The organism is Thermogemmatispora carboxidivorans (genome assembly GCF_000702505.1).
Taxonomy (GTDB): Bacteria; Chloroflexota; Ktedonobacteria; order Ktedonobacterales; family Ktedonobacteraceae; genus Thermogemmatispora; species Thermogemmatispora carboxidivorans.
The window spans coordinates 5,276,132-5,293,065 of record NZ_JNIM01000001.1; the positions used below are offsets into that span (position 1 = coordinate 5,276,132).

At 59.6% G+C, this 16,934-nt stretch carries 11 protein-coding genes and 3 tRNA genes; 7 read left to right on the forward strand and 7 right to left on the reverse strand.

Annotated features, from left to right (window positions below):
- Window positions 1-97: 97 nt before the first annotated feature.
- Together N688_RS20795 and N688_RS20800 are read right to left on the reverse strand one after the other, a co-directional pair.
- A complete protein-coding gene (locus N688_RS20795; RefSeq protein WP_052891073.1) occupies window positions 98-685 on the reverse strand; it encodes an ECF transporter S component in 588 nt (195 codons plus the stop codon).
- 134 nt (window positions 686-819) lie between these two features.
- The gene (locus N688_RS20800) at window positions 820-2,538 is read right to left on the reverse strand and encodes an ABC transporter ATP-binding protein (protein WP_052891074.1); all 1,719 of its coding nucleotides are present in this window, start codon (window positions 2,536-2,538) and stop codon (window positions 820-822) included.
- 597 nt (window positions 2,539-3,135) lie between these two features.
- Here N688_RS20800 and N688_RS20805 point away from each other — a divergent pair.
- From N688_RS20805 to N688_RS20835, 7 genes are all read left to right on the forward strand, one after another.
- The gene (locus N688_RS20805) at window positions 3,136-5,253 is read left to right on the forward strand and encodes a glycoside hydrolase family 9 protein (RefSeq protein WP_052891075.1); all 2,118 of its coding nucleotides are present in this window, start codon (window positions 3,136-3,138) and stop codon (window positions 5,251-5,253) included.
- 139 nt (window positions 5,254-5,392) lie between these two features.
- Window positions 5,393-6,850 carry a cellulase family glycosylhydrolase gene (locus N688_RS20810; protein WP_081839087.1) on the forward strand — a complete coding sequence of 486 codons (1,458 nt, stop codon included), beginning with the start codon at window positions 5,393-5,395 and terminating at the stop codon, window positions 6,848-6,850.
- Window positions 6,851-7,077: 227 nt separating this feature from the next.
- Window positions 7,078-8,982, forward strand: coding sequence for a cellulose binding domain-containing protein (locus N688_RS20815; protein ID WP_052891076.1), 1,905 nt, complete (start codon window positions 7,078-7,080; stop codon window positions 8,980-8,982).
- 561 nt (window positions 8,983-9,543) lie between these two features.
- A complete protein-coding gene (locus N688_RS20820) occupies window positions 9,544-10,542 on the forward strand; it encodes a DNA-methyltransferase (protein ID WP_052891077.1) in 999 nt (332 codons plus the stop codon).
- A 127-nt stretch (window positions 10,543-10,669) separates the two neighbouring features.
- Window positions 10,670-10,741: transfer RNA gene (locus N688_RS20825), tRNA-Met, on the forward strand.
- Between the two features lie 106 nt (window positions 10,742-10,847).
- A tRNA-Met gene (locus N688_RS20830) sits at window positions 10,848-10,919 on the forward strand.
- A gap of 295 nt (window positions 10,920-11,214) precedes the next feature.
- Window positions 11,215-11,290, forward strand: a tRNA-Met gene (locus N688_RS20835).
- Between the two features lie 408 nt (window positions 11,291-11,698).
- On the opposite strand, the gene N688_RS20840 is transcribed toward N688_RS20835, so the two are convergent.
- The 5 genes from N688_RS20840 to N688_RS20860 form a co-directional block, all read right to left on the reverse strand.
- Entirely contained in the window at window positions 11,699-12,637 is a 939-nt protein-coding gene (locus tag N688_RS20840; protein ID WP_052891078.1) for a ribose-phosphate diphosphokinase, read from the reverse strand.
- A gap of 186 nt (window positions 12,638-12,823) precedes the next feature.
- Window positions 12,824-13,714: an oxamate carbamoyltransferase subunit AllH family protein gene (locus N688_RS20845; RefSeq protein ID WP_052891079.1), complete on the reverse strand. Its 891-nt coding sequence runs from the start codon at window positions 13,712-13,714 to the stop codon at window positions 12,824-12,826.
- A complete protein-coding gene (locus tag N688_RS20850) occupies window positions 13,714-14,232 on the reverse strand; it encodes a YggT family protein (RefSeq protein ID WP_052891080.1) in 519 nt (172 codons plus the stop codon). The genes N688_RS20845 and N688_RS20850 overlap by 1 nt, the downstream gene beginning before the upstream one ends.
- Before the next feature lie 87 nt (window positions 14,233-14,319).
- Window positions 14,320-16,083, reverse strand: coding sequence for a DUF2079 domain-containing protein (locus N688_RS20855; RefSeq protein WP_052891081.1), 1,764 nt, complete (start codon window positions 16,081-16,083; stop codon window positions 14,320-14,322).
- Window positions 16,084-16,206: 123 nt separating this feature from the next.
- The gene (locus tag N688_RS20860) at window positions 16,207-16,806 is read right to left on the reverse strand and encodes a metal-dependent hydrolase (protein ID WP_052891082.1); all 600 of its coding nucleotides are present in this window, start codon (window positions 16,804-16,806) and stop codon (window positions 16,207-16,209) included.
- Between the last annotated feature and the right edge of the window lie 128 nt (window positions 16,807-16,934).

Sequence of the window (16,934 nt, forward strand, 5' to 3'; positions counted from 1 at the left end):
GACCAGAGCGGAAAGCGCAGCCCCTCAGCTTCCGCCGCGCCAGCCAGGTTGCGGCTCAGGAGCCTGAGACTGCCCTGCGGGCAGGGCGAGCGACCAGTCAGCGCCCGAAGCGCACCATCGCTGCCCGATAAGCCAGCAGCAGAATGGGCAAGAGGATCAGGCCATTGATCAGGTCGGAGAGCGCCGCCGGCAGCCAGTAGCCGACGACAGCAGTCGCGAAGCTGAGCTTCGAGAGCCAGATCTCCGTAATGGAGGCGAAACCGATGCCGACGATGACCCCCAGCGCGGCAAAGACCTCCGCCAGCACGATGGAGCGCGAATTGCGATAGACGCCCCAGGTAAAGTAGATCACCAGGCCGGCGATAAAGCCAATCAGGGCATTACCTACATCCCAGTTCCAGTAGACTCCATAGCCCGAGATATAGTCGCCCAAGAGGTTGCCCACACCGCCGGAGAAGAGGCCCACCCAGGGACCAAAAACGGCCCCAAAAAAGAGAGGGATGACGATGGCCGGGCGGAACGAGACATTGCCAGCGCTGGGAAGCTGGAGAATATTCGTGAAGTAGCTGAAAATGCCATAGAGCGCCGCCCCAAGCGCCATGTAGACAATGTGCCGGACCCCAATCCCCCACACCCGGCTTGTGACCTCGCGCTCAGACAGGTTCTCTTTCTCGGTCGTAGCCATAAAGCAATGAACTCCTTTCTGGATGATCGCAATGATCGCAGACCCTTGGGATAACACAGACAGACCAGGGACGACAGTCACAGGAAGAAGCAAACCAGCGGAGAAGAGCAGATAGCTCTACTCACTTTCGCCCGTCACGCCAGGCTGCGACTACATTCCGTCAGCAAATAGCGCAAGAGCGAAGTCGGGCGCAAATTACAGCTTTCCAGCAAGGTCTGATCGGCCAGCACCTCTAGCGGTGCCCCATCGGCCACCAGGTGGCCATCCTTGAGGAGAAGAACGCGCTGGGTATACCGCAGCGCGAGATCGAGATCATGCGTAATGAAGAGGAGGGCATCCAGCTCAGGAAGCTCTCGCAGATGCTCCATAAAGGAGATATAGGAGCGATAATCTTGACCCGCCGTCGGCTCGTCCAGCAGCAGAATACGGCTCTCCATCGCCAGGACCGAGGCGATGCTCACCCGCTTCTGCTGCCCGAAACTAAGAGAGAGAGGGGAACGCTCGGCAAAACGAGCTACATCCAGAGCCTCGGCAGCTCGCTGAACAGCGCGCTGGAGCCGCTCGGGCGGGAAGCGCAGATTCTCGGGGCCGAAGCTCAGTTCCTTCTGAACTGTAGGAGCGAAGAGCATGGCACTTGGGCTTTGGAAGACGTAGCCGATGCGCGTCGCCAGCTGGGCCACGCTGAGCTTGCGCGTATCCTCGCCATAGAGCAAGACTGTCCCCGCCGTCGGACGCAGCAATCCTAGCGCCTGCTTGACCAGGGTGGTCTTGCCGGCTCCATTCGGCCCGAGCAGGGCGATCGTCTCGCCACGGCCCACCCTGAACGAAATGCCATGCAGAATCTCCTCGCCATCGGCCTCATAGCGATAGTGGACATTCTCGAAGACGAGCACCGGCTCGGCTGGGTGAGCCTCTGCTGCCCCCGCACTTCTGGTCACAATCGGGCGCACCAGTCGCTCGACCACTTGACGAGGCTCGGTAGCGCGGCGTAGCGTCGCCTCGATCGGCAGCTTCACCTGCTCCGGATCGGCCATCTCCAGAAAGGAGGACACATCACCCAGAAAGACCTGCCTCCCGTCCCGCATTAAAAGTACCTTATCAGGGCGCAGCTTGAGGGTCTCCTCGACGCGATGCTCCACAATAATGACAGCTCGCCCCTCGGCACGCAGGCTATTGATCAGCTCTTCCAGCTCATCGATAGCCCGGGCATCCAGGTTGGCAAAGGGCTCATCGAAGAGGAAAATCGAGGGCTGCATCACCAGGACCCCAGCCGCCGCCACCTGCTGACGCTGCCCGCCCGAAAGCGCAAAGGTCGCCTCCTGACGGAAAGATTCCAGATGGAGACGCTGCAGTACAGCATCAACCCGCCGACGGATCTCGGCCCGCGGCACGTTGAGATTCTCCAGGCCGAAAGCAATCTCCTGCTCAACAGTGCTGCCGACGATCTGCTTCTCGGGATCTTGCAGCATCGTGCCGATATAGCGCGCCCGCTCGCGCAAGCTCATACCAGCAGCCGAACGCCCCTCGATCCAGATCTCCCCACTCAGTTCTCCGCGGAAGGTATGAGGAATGAGGCCATTGAGACACTTGAGCAGCGTGCTCTTGCCACAGCCACTCGGCCCGGCAATCAGCAAAAGCTCCCCATGTGCGAGCGAGAAGGAAATATCGCGAATGGCATACGAGGGCTTCGCCTCCGCACCGGCAACAGAGGAATCAGGGACAGCTATCCTGGTCTTCTTCGATGGAGGCGACTCTTCATCGAGGGCGCGATAGCGAAAGCTCAATCCCTTGACAGCAACAGCCGGAGGTGCGTCCTGCGATGCATCTCTCGTGTTGTCGGGATGAGTAACCATCTATACGTGTTACCTGCTGCTTCCAGTGAACGCAGACAACTTTACGAACAGTGGAAGCCCTTTGATCAGATAAGATTAGCTCTCTGTTAATTGTACCGAGCGACAGGGGAAGCTGTCAATGTTGTCGAGTCTTGCTAGAACAGTGGCTACAGAGATACCGCAATTGCTGTAATCTCATCAATGGAAAGGAAGTACTCCAAGGAAGAACGAGGAAGGCTGTCATCTCACTGACTGGCATCTGCCTTCTATCTGCTCTGGCCATTGCCGCGACCGCTGCCTATACTGCTCTCAGGCAGACAGTGCAGAGCACCGACCTTCCCCGGCAGAGGAAAGTGGAAGGAGCCAGACAAGGAGCGCAGGCCGGGCCTCGTTCAGCCAGTATGGCGCGCTCGCCTCCAGGTGGTTGGGTTGCGCGCTGGTGATTGCGCGCATTCTGGTGATCCGCCTGTCTGTCTTCGCCCCGGGCCGACGTGAGCCGGCCAGCGATCAGCCAGCGATGAGCTAGCAAGCGGAAGGCAGCGCGCTGACTATACAGGACAAGACACGAGCGAGTGAGTCAAGGATGATACCCAGGAGCGTCTTGAAAGGAGTCAGACCGTGTCTACCCGCATCTCGCGGCGCGAACTACTGCAGCAATCGCGCAATCTGCTGGTAGCGCTGCCGCTAGGTTCCCTGGGAGCAGCGCTTGCCGGTATTGAAAGCCCCCTTGGGGCAAGCGCGGCTCCCGCTCCCCAGTACAACCTGGCTGCAGCCCTACAGATGTCGATCTACTTCTATGACGCCCAGAAATCCGGGCCAGGCGTTACCGGCGGTCTCCTCCCCTGGCGCGGCGACAGCGACCTCTCCGACGCCGCCGTTCCCCTGCAACCCAAGAACAGCAACAACGTCGGGACCAACATGTCGGCCTCCTTTATTGCCGCCCATCGGCAGGTGCTTGACCCGGCAGGCAAAGGCACCGTCGACGTCAGCGGAGGCTTCCACGACGCTGGCGATCACGTGAAATTTGGCCTGCCTCAAGCGTACGCCATCTCTACGCTGGGCTGGGGCTTCTATGAATTCCGCCAGGCGTTCGTCTCCGCCGGGCAGGAGGCCCACATGATGGCCATCCTGCGCTGGGGCTGCGATTACCTCCTGCGCTCTACCTTCCGCGATAGCAGCGGCAATGTGGTGGCCTTCTGCTATCAGGTCGGCGAAGGCTCCATCGATCATACTGTCTGGGCGCCGCCCGAAGTGGAGAACCTGGCGCGCCCGGCCTACTTCGCCACCTCCGAGACGCCGGCCAGCGACATGTGTGGACAGGCCGCTGCCGCTCTGACCATCATGTCCCTCAACAGCCAGAGCAGCGACTCCACTTACGCCGCCAAATGCCTGGATTACGCTAAGGCGCTCTATCGTTTCGCCGTTGCCAATCGTGGCCTTGGCTACTCTGGGGGCTTCTATAACTCCAGCGGGGACAGCGACGACCTGGCCTGGGCCGCTATCTGGCTCTATATCGCCACTGGCCAGCAGTCCTATCTGAACGATATTATCGCCACCGACTCCAGCGGTCACTATACCGGCTACCTCAAGGCCATTATGAACAGCACCCAGGATAACTGGCAAAATACCTGGGTACACTGCTGGGACGCTGTTTGGGGGGGCATGTTCCTCAAGCTCGCGCCCATCACCAACGACTCCAAGCACTGGTATATCGCCCGCTGGAACCTCGAATACTGGTCCAATGTGGCCCACCAGGACCCCAACGATAAGAATTTCCTCAAGCCCACGCCCGGCGGCTTCATGGTCATCAATACCTGGGGGTCCTGCCGCTACAACACCGCCGCCCAACTCTGCGCCCTGGTCTATCGCAAGTACACTGGCGACTCGCGCTTCTCCGACTGGGCCGTAGGGCAGATGAATTATATTCTGGGCAGCAATCCGATGAACCGCTGCTACATGGTGGGCTTCTCCTCGAATGCGGCCAAACATCCTCACCATCGCGCAGCCCACGGTTCCTTCACCAACAGTATGTCTGACCCTCCCAACCATCGCCACACCCTTTGGGGTGGCCTGGTCGGCGGCCCTGACACCAGCGACTATCACGACGATGCAACCAACGATTTCGTCTACAATGAGGTGGCGGTCGACTACAGCGCGGCCTTCGTGGGAGCACTGGCGGGCCTCTACTACTACTACGGCTCTGGCCAACAGCCCAATCCTAATTTCTCGACCGCCGAAACGCCGGTCAATCCCTTCTTCGTCGAAGCGCTGGTCAATCAGGATAGCAACCAGAGCACACAGATCACGCTGACGCTCCATAGCGACACCACCCAGCCGCCGCAGTTCGTCACCGGCCTCAAGGTGCGCTACTTCTTCAACATCAGCGAGCTGCAGGCCATCGGTCAGTCGATTAACTCGGTCTCGGTAGCCATCTACTACGACCAGAACCAGTACCTGCCCAACGGCGGCCCGGTCGCCGTGCGTGGCCCCTACGCCTGGGGCAACTCCACTACGGTCTACTACTACGAATTCGACTGGTCGGCCTACCCGCTCTGGTATACGCGCGATCTCGAATTCGCCCTGATCGTGGCCATCGGCAGTGACTACAAGTATCACTGGGACTCGTCGAACGACTGGAGCCGTCAGGGCCTGACCTCGACCAGGGCGATCACCCAGTATATACCAGTCTACCGCAACGGCACGCTGGTCTTTGGGCAGGAGCCGCCAAAGTCATAACCGCGGCGGCAGCTCCCCATTCCCAGGAGGGAGCAAGACAGGTAGCCTGACAAGCAAGCACACTAAGCCAAGGCAGCAGCAACCGATAGGGCCTGCTCTCAGGGATGAGATAGCCGCAACACATGAGGAGGGAACGCTCGTGAAGAAAGCCCTGTCCTGCGGTCTGCCAGCGCTCTTGGCCTTACTGGCACTCGCGCTGGCAGGTCTGATCTGGTACGCGCCCCAGCATGCGCCACGTGCCCAGGCCGCCGTCTCCTACAGCGGCCTGCACGTTTCGGGTAATCAGCTCCTCAACGGCTCCGGCCAGCCGGTTCGCCCGCTGGGAGTCGATCGCTCCGGCACCGAGTATATGTGCGACGCCGCCGGCGATACCACCGTCTTCGACGGGCCGAGCGATGCCGCCTCGGTAGCCGCCATGATGAGCTGGCACCTCAATGCCGTGCGCCTCCCGCTGAACGAGGATTGCTGGCTCGGGATCAATGGCTATCCCGCCGCCCAGTACACCGCGGCTCAGTACCGGCAGGCCATCATCGATTATGTGAACCTGCTGACCTCCAATAACTTGATCACGATTCTTGACCTGCACTGGAGCGCCCCCGGCACCCAACAAGCAAACAAACAGCTTGCGATGCCAGATCTGGACCACGCGCCAGCCTTCTGGACCTCGGTGGCCAATACCTTCAAGAACAATTCATCGGTGATCTTCGATCTCTACAACGAGCCTTTCACCACGAGCTGGGATTGCTGGCTCAACGGGAGCGCGGCAGCCAACGCCAGCCCCTGCACCGACGTGCCCTTTGCTGTGGCCGGCATGCAGACGCTGGTGAACACCGTGCGCGCCACCGGGGCCACCAATGTCATCATGCTCGGCGGCCTGGCCTACGCCAACGATCTGTCAGGCTGGCTTTCCCACAAGCCCAGCGATTCTTTGAATAACCTGGCTGCCTCTTTTCACCTCTACAATTTCAATACATGTAACTACACCAATTGCTGGGTCCTGACGGTGGCGCCTGTGGCGGCGCAGGTGCCAGTGATCGCCGGGGAGATCGGCGAGAATGACTGCGCCCACGGCTTCATCGACATGGCCATGACCTGGCTGGACCAGAACAACATCGGCTATCTGGCCTGGGCCTGGGACACCTACAACTGCTGGAGCTTCCCGTCGCTCATTACCGACTACAACGGCACGCCGACGCCCTACGGGCAGGGTCTGCTCAACCACCTGACGGACCTCGCCAACGGTGTCACCCCAACACCAACGCCCACACCGCTGCCTGGCCACTACTGCGCCGCCCACTATAGCGCCAGCTACTGGGCAGGTGGCATGACGGCCAATATCACGATCACCAACATCAGCAACGCTGCCATTGTCGGCTGGACCCTGGTCTTTACCTTCCCTGGGGACCAGCAGATCACGGCGGGCTGGAGCGCCACCTGGAGCCAGCAGGGCCAGCAGGTTACGGCCCGCGATGTGGGCTACAACGACGTCATTGCTGCCGGTGGCTCGCTCTCTATTGGCTTCAATGGCACCTGGACCAGCAACCACAGCGATCCGACGGTCTTCACCCTTAACGGCGTGACCTGCAACACAGTCTAACCACGGGAGAGGTCGCGCCAGATGGCGGAGGACCCAGGGGCAATACCGGACTTGCTCGTGACGGACACGGGGCTGAGTCAGGTACTGGTCTCCAGCGCAGCGCGCACAGTGGTGGTGGCCAGGCTGCCCGGCTCAGCCCGGCACCCGTTCACATACATCTCTTCAGACCAACAACATCTGACTGACCAAACAACAAGGAGAGTCCTCTGGAGAAAGGAAGACAGGCTATGCTCAGGAAACAGCTCAAGACTCTATGCGCTGGGCTGGCGCTCCTGGCGCTGATCGGCGCCCTGACGCTCAGCATCGTCGTCCAGGCACGCCCGGCCTACGCAGCATCAAGCGTCACCATTAATGGGGCGACGACTTACCAGACCATCGATGGCTTTGGCGCCTCCGAAGCCTTCGGACAGGCCAATGCCATGATCAACGCAGGCTCCACGCTTGAGAGACAGATGTTGGACTTGCTGTTCAGTCCGACGACCGGCGCCGGGCTGACCATTCTGCGCAACCTGATCCCTTCGGACAGCAGTCACACAATTGAGCCAAACAGCCCGGGCAGCCCGACAGCCACGCCGCAATATGTGTCCATCGGGACTGACTGGGGCCAGCTGCCTCTGACCCAGCAGGTGATTCAGAACTACGGCGTGACGCGCATCTACGCCGACGCCTGGAGCGCTCCCGGCTTCATGAAGACCAACGGTTCCGAGAGCAACGGTGGCACCCTCTGCGGTGCTCCTGGGGCGACCTGCAGCTCGGGCGACTGGCGCCAGGCTTATGCTAACTATCTGGTGCAGTACATTAAGGATTATCAGGCGGCGGGCGTGACCATCACCAACATAGGCTTTGTCAACGAGCCGAATCTGACCACCTCCTACTCCAGCATGGTCATGAATCCCACGCAGACCGCCGACTTTGCCAAGATTCTGGGGCCGACCCTGGCCAATGCGGGTCTGTCGGCCCAGATCGTTTGCTGCGATGCTGAGGGCTGGGACCTGGCCCCAAGCTACACCAGCGCCATTGTCAACGATGCAACGGCCAATTCCTATGTCAAGGTGATCTCCAGCCACGGCTACACTGGCGCCCCGACTTCGTCGCTCAACTCGAACGGCAAGCCGGTCTGGGAAACCGAGTGGTCGACCTTCGATAGCTTCGATGCCGCCTGGGACGATGGCAGCGATGCCTCCGGTCTGACCTGGGCCCAGCATATTCACGTCGGACTGACCTCGGCGAACCTGAGCGCCTTCCTCTACTGGTGGGGCGTGGCCAGCACCTCGGTTTCGAGCGACAATCAGGGCCTGATCCAGCTGAACGGCACGACCATTACGCCGTCGAAGCGCCTGTGGGCCTTCGCCAACTACAGCCGCTTCGTCCGACCCGGTGCGGTGCGCATCGGTGCCAGCAGCTCCGACAGCAATCTGCTGGTCTCGGCCTACCGCAACACCAATGGCACGCTGGCCATCGTGGTCATCAACCTGGCAAGCAGCAATACGGCGACGACTTTCTCGCTGCAGAATACCAATGTGGCGAATGGGGCCACGGTGACCCCCTATCTGACGAATAGCAGCAACAACACAGCGGCCCAGGCGACGCTCTCGGTAAGTGGTGGCTCCTTCAGTGCGACCGTGCCGGCGCGCTCGCTGGTGACCTACGTCATCCCGGCTGGCACCGGAGGCGTTACACCAACTCCCACGCCGGCCCCAACCAGCACGCCTACCCCGGCGCCGTCGCCCAGCCCAACGGCGACGCCTTCACCGACACCGGCTCCTACTAGCACGCCTTCACCTACTCCTACCCCAACACCAGGGGCAGCCTGCCAGGTGCACTATAGCGTCGCGAGCCAGTGGCCGGGCGGCTTCCAGGGCAGCATCACCATCACGAATACGGGGAGCAGCCCCATCAACGGCTGGACCCTGCGTTTCAGCTTCACGGCTGGTCAGCAGATCACTCAGCTCTGGAACGGGAGCTATACGCAGCAAGGGGCCCAGGTGACGATCACCAACGCCTCCTACAACGCCCAGATCCCGGCGGGCGCCACTCTGGGCGCTTCACCAGGCTTCCTGGCTAGCTGGAACGGCAGCAATCCCGCGCCAACTTCGTTCACCTTGAATGGCGCGACCTGCAGCGTCGTCTAGAGCGCGGCGAGCTGAGATGAGGTGAGGTGACAAGAACAAAGGACACCTTGCCTCTCCAGCTCGCCCTATGGCAGGCATTTCCTTTGAAGAAAGGAGGCAAGAACCGCCCACCGAGCTGAAGCTAGAGCAGCAGTGCTCGTCGGAGCTAGCGCCCTGTCCAACGCCCGTGAGAGCGGCGCGGCGAGAGGGCAGACGCTCCACGGGCCCCGCTCCACGCATCTTCTCTGCTGAAAACGTGAAGCCTTTTCTTTTCAAGAGGCACCGGATAGGTCCTTCATCGACCTGTCCGGTACCTCCTTCTTTTGGCTGCAGCACGGCACGAGGTCTTGACAAAGACCTGCGCCTCTCCCATAGTTTCCCCAGAGAGCAATGAAACCCTCGATTGGCCCGTCCCGCAACCAGGCAGCAAGAGAGCGAGCCAGGATCTCTGCCCGCCGCGCGCCAGGATCGGAGTAAGCGACAAAGGGTTTCTGTCAGCTGCACAGCGAGGCCTATGCCCAGCCTGGCCCTGCAAGGTATCATAGATGACAAAAGACGATAGAGGAGAAGCCTACAACCACTATGGAAACTCATCAATTATCTTGGTTCGGGGAGTCGTCGGCTCCTGATTGCGTTGAGCACTTCGACAGCCAGCAGCGGATCGTCGTTCATCTGGGCGATGCGCTGGGCTTCCTGAAGACGCTGCCCTCAGAAAGCATTGCCCTGGTCATTACTTCTCCACCTTACAACCTGGGCAAGGAGTATGAGACGCGCAAAGATGTCCTGGCATACTTGCAAGAGCAAGAAGCCGTCATCGATGAAATCGTTCGGGTGACCAGTCCAGAGGGCAGTATCTGCTGGCAGGTCGGGAACTTTGTTGAAGCTGGTGAGGTATTTCCTCTAGATATCTTCTATTATGACATCTTTAAGAAAAAAGGCTTGAAGCTAAGGAACAGAATAATATGGCGTTATAGTCATGGAATGCACATGTCTCGTCGTTTTTCTGGGCGCTACGAAACGATTCTGTGGTTCACCAGAGGAGATCACTATACATTTCATCTAGATCCCGTGCGTGTTCCAGCCAAGTATCCAGGCAAGCGGCATTACAAGGGACCCCATAAGGGGGCGCCGTCGGGGAACCCTCTAGGGAAAAATCCCTCAGATTTCTGGGAGGTGGTGGTCCAAGATTGGGAAGAGGAGGTCTGGTATATCCCCAATGTGAAAGCGGCGCATCCCGAGAAGACGAGCCATCCATGCCAGTACCCTGTAGAGTTAGCCGAGCGCTGTGTGTTAGCACTCACGAATGAAGATGAATGGGTGCTTGATCCCTACTGCGGCGCCGGTTCGTCCCTCATTGCAGGGATCAAGCACGGTCGGCGTGTAGCAGGGTGCGACAAGGAGGAAGCCTACATCAAGATCACGCACGAGCGCATCCGAGCTTTTTTCGAGGGGTGCCTGCCGCTCAGGCCATTGGGGCGTGAACTCTATCAGCCAAGCGGCAAGGTCGCGCGTGTTCCCATCGAATGGGAACAGGGAGCCATCCCTCACGCCTATGGAAATGCCAGGGCAGAGCTTACATAAGTGCTCTGCCATCGGTTCCTTTCTCGATGCGTGGCGCCGACTTGCTTACCGCATCCTGCTCAATGGCAACTACCCAGAGCACACCTCTTGACATCCTGGGAACCTTGTAGTATCATGAAAACGCCGACGCGGGGTGGAGCAGCGGTAGCTCGTTGGGCTCATAACCCAAAGGTCGCAGGTTCGAATCCTGCCCCCGCAATCCAGCCAGTGTCTCCCCTGTCTCTCTTCCTTATGAGGTGCAGGCACGCTGGCAGGGTAAAATTCAGTGCTTTCAGCACTATGCCTTTCTCATTACTCGCCAACGACGCGGGGTGGAGCAGCGGTAGCTCGTTGGGCTCATAACCCAAAGGTCGCAGGTTCGAATCCTGCCCCCGCAATTTCTTCTCTTGCCTCCGTTAAGGCACGCTCTAGCGACAACGCATACTTCGCCTCACTCGTCTCTGCGAGTGAGGCTTTTTCTCGTCCATTTCCTGGCCCTCTCCCTGACCCTCGCTCTCGCGCAGCTTCTCCCAAAGATGGCCTTCTCCCTCTTGACAGGATGTGGTAAGATAAGAGTCGAAATCACTAGCAAGGCAGCTCTGCCAGCCGGAGTCGCAACCTCTGGCAAGGTGCTGGCTTTCCCAGGAGCATCCTTTCTCAACAGCAGCGCTGCCCCTGGTCAGTCCGTTCGATGGCGGCGTAGCTCAGTCGGTAGAGCAGGGGACTCATAAGCCCTGGGTCGTAGGTTCGAGTCCTACCGCCGCTACCAGGTAGCGCCGAAGATAGAGGCGCTCATCATAGACCAGCAGGTAGATCGGTCGAAAGAAGATAGGCCCCTCGCGGTCTATCTTTTCTTTTTGTGTAATGGCTTGGGGAACAAACATGCAGTGAGGGGGATAACACTGACTCACAGAGCTTTCCAGCAATCGATCGCTCGTGGCTGCCCGCGCAGCCAGCCAGCCAGCCAGAGAGGCCATCCTTGCGAGAGGGAGCAGTTCCATATCCACTGCGACAGCGCTCCCCTGCAACTCTGCTGCCTCAGCTACAGGGGAGGCCATCCACCAGCGCTCGCCTTAGTTAGAAGTTAGAAACAGCTACCTCGTCGCCCCGTCGCCACGCCAGCACCAGGTTCGCGCGAAGAAAGAAGGCTGTTTTCCCAGCTTCTTACCTCAGCTCCCTACTGGAATAGCTCCGTCACCGAGCGGTTCTCATGGATACGGCTGATCGCTCCAGCGAAGAGTTCCGCCACCGACAAAATCGTCATATTGGGTAAGCGCTTCTCTTCCGGCAGAGGAATGGTGTCCGTCACCACGATCTCCTTGATCTCGGCCTCGCGCAGCCGCTCGATTGCCGGACCCGAGAAGACGCCATGTGAGGCACAGCAATAGACCTCACGCGCCCCATGTTCACGCACGACCCGCACCGCCTGCGTGATTGAGCTGGCCGTATCGATCTCCTCATCGACAATCAGAGCGTGGCGTCCCTCCACATTGCCGATCACGTTCTTGGCCTCTGTCACCCCGTCATTGCCTAAACGGCGCTTCTCGACAATGGCCAGCGGCGCATTCAGGCGATCGGCCAGTTGGCGAGCCTTCTTGGCGAACCCTTCATCGGCAGAGACCACGGTAAAGTTCTCCAGTCCCTTGGCCCGGAAATAGCGCGCCTGCAGGGTCTGGGCCGTCAGCTCATCAACCGGAATATTGAAGAATCCCTGGATCTGACCAGCATGCAGGTCCATTGTCAAGACACGATGGGCCCCGGCCACTGTGATGCAATCAGCCAGGAGCCTGGCCGTAATAGGAACCCGCGGCTGATCCTTCTTATCGGTGCGACCATAGGCATAGTAGGGAATGACCGCCGTAATGCGCTGCGCCGAGGCCCGCTTGAGAGCATCGATCATGATCAGAAGTTCCATGATCGAGCGATTGACCGGCGAGCTGAAAGGCTGAATGACAAAAACGTCGTGGCCACGAACGTTTTCGTTGATTTTCACAAAAATGTTTTCGTTGCTAAATTGGAAGACCTCGGCCTTTCCCAGCTCGATCCCCAGGTGACGGCAGATGGCAGCAGCCAGCACGGGATTGGCGTTACCTGTGAAAACACTGAGCTTGTTCATAGCACCTCCGGCCTGCCTGCGCCCAGTATAGCACAAGGCTGCCTCGATGTAAACTATGGATGACTTAAAAAGAACCTGCTCAGATTTTATCGAGAAATAATGGCGCTACGTGCTTGGAGAAAGCAAGTTGGCAGGATAAGACCAGACAACAGCAGGCGTAAAGCAGGCTCAATAGTTACCACTCGCCTAGCCAGCGCCGCCTGATTCCGGCCAGGGCAGGAGCGACGGAGAGGTCAGGCCCAACACCAGGCCACATAAGAGATCATAGCCCGAACTGGCCCCCAGGGCCAGCACAGCCTGCGCTTGTGCAAGCAGGCGCTCCTCATGCTCCTCAGCGAGACTTTCCAGCAGCTGGAGCAGCGGCAGAGCGAAGCAGCCGCGCGCGGCCCATGAGAGCCAGGTTCGACTCAGCAGGTGCGTCCGTGGTCCAGCCGCCTCCAGCAGCTGCGCGCAGGTCGTCAGGAAGCCTGGTTCAGCGCCACGGAGCCACCAGCCAGCGGCCAGCCAACCGACAAGCAGGTCATCGCCCGAGGGAGTAAGGCCCGGGCCACGTCCGGCCAGCAGTTCAGCCAGCGTCTTGGGTTCCTCTGGCAGGCAGTGCTCGCCGCGGAGCGCTGCGTTCATAGCTGCCAGCAAGGGATGACTCTCCTCCTGGCGCACCCTCAGTAGCCCAGGCGCCAGGAGCAGCCGGCGCAGGCGCTCTCGGTTCCGCACCAGTAGCATCGGCTCAAGATGCGGCGGGCGCCTGAGCTGTGTCCGCCAGCATGGGCAGCTTTGCAGGTCAACTGACCAATGAAGATCTTCTATATACAGGCGCCCAGCCCCCAGCAACACCGGCATGCCGGGCCGCAGGGCGCAGAAAGGAAAGGCCCCCCGCGCAGCTCTCAGACGAATACCATTCGGCAGAGCCGGGCCATCCTGCGCATTCAGTGACAGCACGAACTCAAGTGGGAAGAGCAGATTAGCAGCGGCAGAGAAAACGCTGTGCACCTCTCCACGCTGCACCGCACCGGCGATGGCCCCCGCAATTGCTTCGCTACAGGCCAGTGCCGAGGAGACAGGGGCCAGGCCCTCCATTACTCCTCTGGCTCCTTCGGAGTCGAGATCAACAGGCGCAGGAAGCTCGTAATGGCCAGGAAGATCAGGGCATAGACGGCCATCGCAATCAGCGTCGGCCATTCAAAGGCCCAGTTATGCAGCGATGGGGTCTTGACAATACCATTGAAAGGCAACAGGATAATCCCAGTCAGGGCGTAGAGCAGGCCAGCGAAGGCATTACTGGGGTCAGCAGCAATGAGGCGGAAGATAAAGCGGAGCAGCAAAGCCACCTCCAACACCGCCAGAAACCACCACAGAAAGTCTTTAAACTTGCCGATCGCAAAGACCAGTGTGCGAGCCTCATTCTCACGATTGACCAGCTCCAGCTCAGCCATCGGCAGCGATGGCGCCACCGGAGCTGAAGCTGCCACCGGCTCGTGAGGCGGCGGAGGTGCCTGCTTCGGCTGCAATTCCTCCATCGGAGGTAATGCGCCTGGTGGCGGCACTCTGCCTGGTTCGGCACTGGTCGGATCACTGTAAAATGGGTCTCCGTACATAGCACCTCTCCTCTGTTCATCAACTGTCCACAGGAGCGAATAAAGCAGAGAGTCTCACCTGCAAGGATTATAACATACTATGGTCTACTATGAACTATTGCGTTTGAGTAAAACGACCCCCTCGGCGCGTGCAATGAGACGAAATTGTCCCGAGGCCGTCAAGCGATTGAGAATCTCGATCGTACTGGCACGATCCTCGGGAAAAACCGCGTTGAGATCGACAATGATGTAGTCAACTGTATACTGCTTTCCATCGATCGTGCCGGTAAAAGAGGGAAAGACCGCCAGCCGCTGCCTTTCGCTGAGATGTGGATTGAGATTATCCCCCGCCGAGACGGAGGCATCCGGCGGGATCATCGCCAGCAGCTGCTGGATGTGCTGCTCACGCGGCCCAGGCTCATGATCGGCCCAGAAACTATTGAGCACCGGCGCCTCGGCGACGTAATTGACGCCGATGAGCAGCAAGATCCAGAGCATAGCATACCACTGCAGGCACGTCAGGTTGATCTGCCGGGCCAGCGGGACCATCCGCATGCAGAAGCGCTGCCATTGCTTGCGCCACCAGGCCGGCTGGAGCAGGCGCAGAGCCAGCTTCCGCAGGCGCAGGTACTTATCCTGTCCCCAGTTTCGCAGCGCCTGAGCGCGCTCCATCGGCAAGCGCTTTGCCAACCAGACTGGCCACAATCGTCTCCCGCCACTCACTGCTTCCTCGTCCACATCCTCGGATGCCCCACCCTGCCCCCCTTCTCTTCTCCGCTCCGGCACCATCAGCTCCAGCGGGGGGAGTGGCTCCCCGCGCCAGCTCGCCCAGAGGGCCAGGAAGCGCCGCAGACCGACGATCCCCGCCATCACCGCAAAAGGAATGATCGTGGCATTGTAGTGGTAGACGCCGCTATACAGGGCCGGGTTCGTATTCAGAATATTGACCGCCAGACTTGGCAGGGCCGGAATCAGCCATTCAGGGGCGAGCAGAGCGAAAAAGCCCGTATTTCTGATGAGGCTGGCCAGATAGTAGAAGCGCTCCACCGTGAAGAAGGTGGTGAAGAGCAGCCAGGGATGGAGCAGCAGATTGACGATAGCAGCGCCGGGCGAGCTACCAAGCGTCTCGTAGCGATACCAGAAGTTGTTGGCCTGCTGGCCTGGGAAAAAATGGGGAATGATCACCCCAAAAGCCAGGGCCGACCACAGGAAGCCGCCAATGAAGAGCGCCAGGCCCAGGCGCGGCAGACGATAGCGCCAGATCATCACGAGGCCCAGCAGACCGATCGCCAGCGGCACATCCTCTTTACAGGAGGCCGCCAGGAAACAGCAAACTACCAGAAGCACATAGCGACGATAGGTGAGGGCCAGCAGAGCATAGAGCAGCAGCGGCGTGGCCAGGCTCACAGCATGGAAATCGAAGATGTTCAGACCCAGCAAGGCCGGCGCCAGCAGATAGGCCACCACGCAGAGGGCCGCCAACAGCGGCCAGCGCGGTAGATAGTAGCGGGCCAGCAGAAAGACAGGGAAAGCCCCCAGCGCCAGTACCAGCGTTTGAAAGATGAGCAGGGTGCGCGGGTCGGAGCGAATCAGATAGAGGAGTGAGAGCAGTAACAGGATGGGTTCAAAATGCACCCCCAGGCGGGTAGGGGGACCATACCAGTCGATCGCCTGGTTCGTGAACTGGAAGGGCCGGCCATGTAAGGTGTTCCAGATGGCCTGGTCATAGTTACCCAGATCGAAGGCCGTCGCCTTGAACGTATCGTAGCGGAGCACGGCTTGATGACTCATCTCCAGGAAATACACCAGCGTCGCCAGCACAACCAGGCCCCAGGCTAGCCACAGTTGGACCCGCAGATTGAATACTTTCATAGCCCCTTCGCTCTGAGCTACTCTTTCTCTCTTTTCATACCTTCTGACCTTCTGGCCCCCCTCTATCCTGCCATCACCCGCACCCGCCTGGCCTCGTACTCCTCCCTCCCTCTATCGGTCCCCTTATATATAAATGACGTTCTGCCAGATGCCAATGCCTACCAGGATGATAAAGGACCAGACAATGACATGCTCTGGCCACGTGCCTGTACGGAAGCGCCAGTCAGGATTGGGAGGGAAGCCAAAGCGCTTCGGGTTGGGCCAGAGCAAAGGTACTCCGCCCTCAGTAAGAGCATCGCAGAGTATGTGGACAATGCAGCCAAAGAGTACGGCGAAGAAGATCATATGGGTCGCGTTCATGAGGCTTGCCGGTGCACTCAGGCCGCGCATCGCCAGCAGGGAGAGGACCAGTTGCTGCGCCCCCAGTGCGAGCAGGGAGCCAAGTAGCAGGCCGAGCAGACTGTGAAAGAGGGTACGATGGCCTGCTATATGCTGAATCTCGCGGCTGATCCAGCCGAATTTGCGCCCAAGCGTGCTATGGGCGTTGTCGATGTCGGGCAACAGCGCGCCAAAGCCGACGGCAACGTAGTAGATCGCCTTAGCCACGACGAGCTTCAGGGGAACACTGGGCGCCAGGGTGATCGGGGGACCACTCAGGTGAACAAGACTGTCCAGAACAACACCAGCCGTGAGGCCAATCAGAAGATGTGACCTGCCTACCATAACAGCGTTTCTCCATCCGCAAGCGAAAATTGAGCTTCGTCTTCGAGTGAAGGTTTCACGCGGCTATTGTAGGGGGTCTTCAGTGACTGCGCAAGAGGATTCCCGCGCAGAATCAGCAGCTCAGCCAG

Excerpts from the sequence above, each read along its gene's own strand:
- N688_RS20795 (WP_052891073.1), bottom strand. The coding sequence starts at position 685 with ATGGCTACGACCGAGAAAGAGAACCTGTCTGAGCGCGAGGTCACAAGC.
- N688_RS20800 (WP_052891074.1), bottom strand. The coding sequence starts at position 2,538 with ATGGTTACTCATCCCGACAACACGAGAGATGCATCGCAGGACGCACCT.
- N688_RS20815 (WP_052891076.1), top strand. The coding sequence starts at position 7,078 with ATGCTCAGGAAACAGCTCAAGACTCTATGCGCTGGGCTGGCGCTCCTG.
- N688_RS20820 (WP_052891077.1), top strand. The coding sequence starts at position 9,544 with ATGGAAACTCATCAATTATCTTGGTTCGGGGAGTCGTCGGCTCCTGAT.
- N688_RS20840 (WP_052891078.1), bottom strand. The coding sequence starts at position 12,637 with ATGAACAAGCTCAGTGTTTTCACAGGTAACGCCAATCCCGTGCTGGCT.
- N688_RS20845 (WP_052891079.1), bottom strand. The coding sequence starts at position 13,714 with ATGGAGGGCCTGGCCCCTGTCTCCTCGGCACTGGCCTGTAGCGAAGCA.
- N688_RS20850 (WP_052891080.1), bottom strand. The coding sequence starts at position 14,232 with ATGTACGGAGACCCATTTTACAGTGATCCGACCAGTGCCGAACCAGGC.
- N688_RS20855 (WP_052891081.1), bottom strand. The coding sequence starts at position 16,083 with ATGAAAGTATTCAATCTGCGGGTCCAACTGTGGCTAGCCTGGGGCCTG.
- N688_RS20860 (WP_052891082.1), bottom strand. The coding sequence starts at position 16,806 with ATGGTAGGCAGGTCACATCTTCTGATTGGCCTCACGGCTGGTGTTGTT.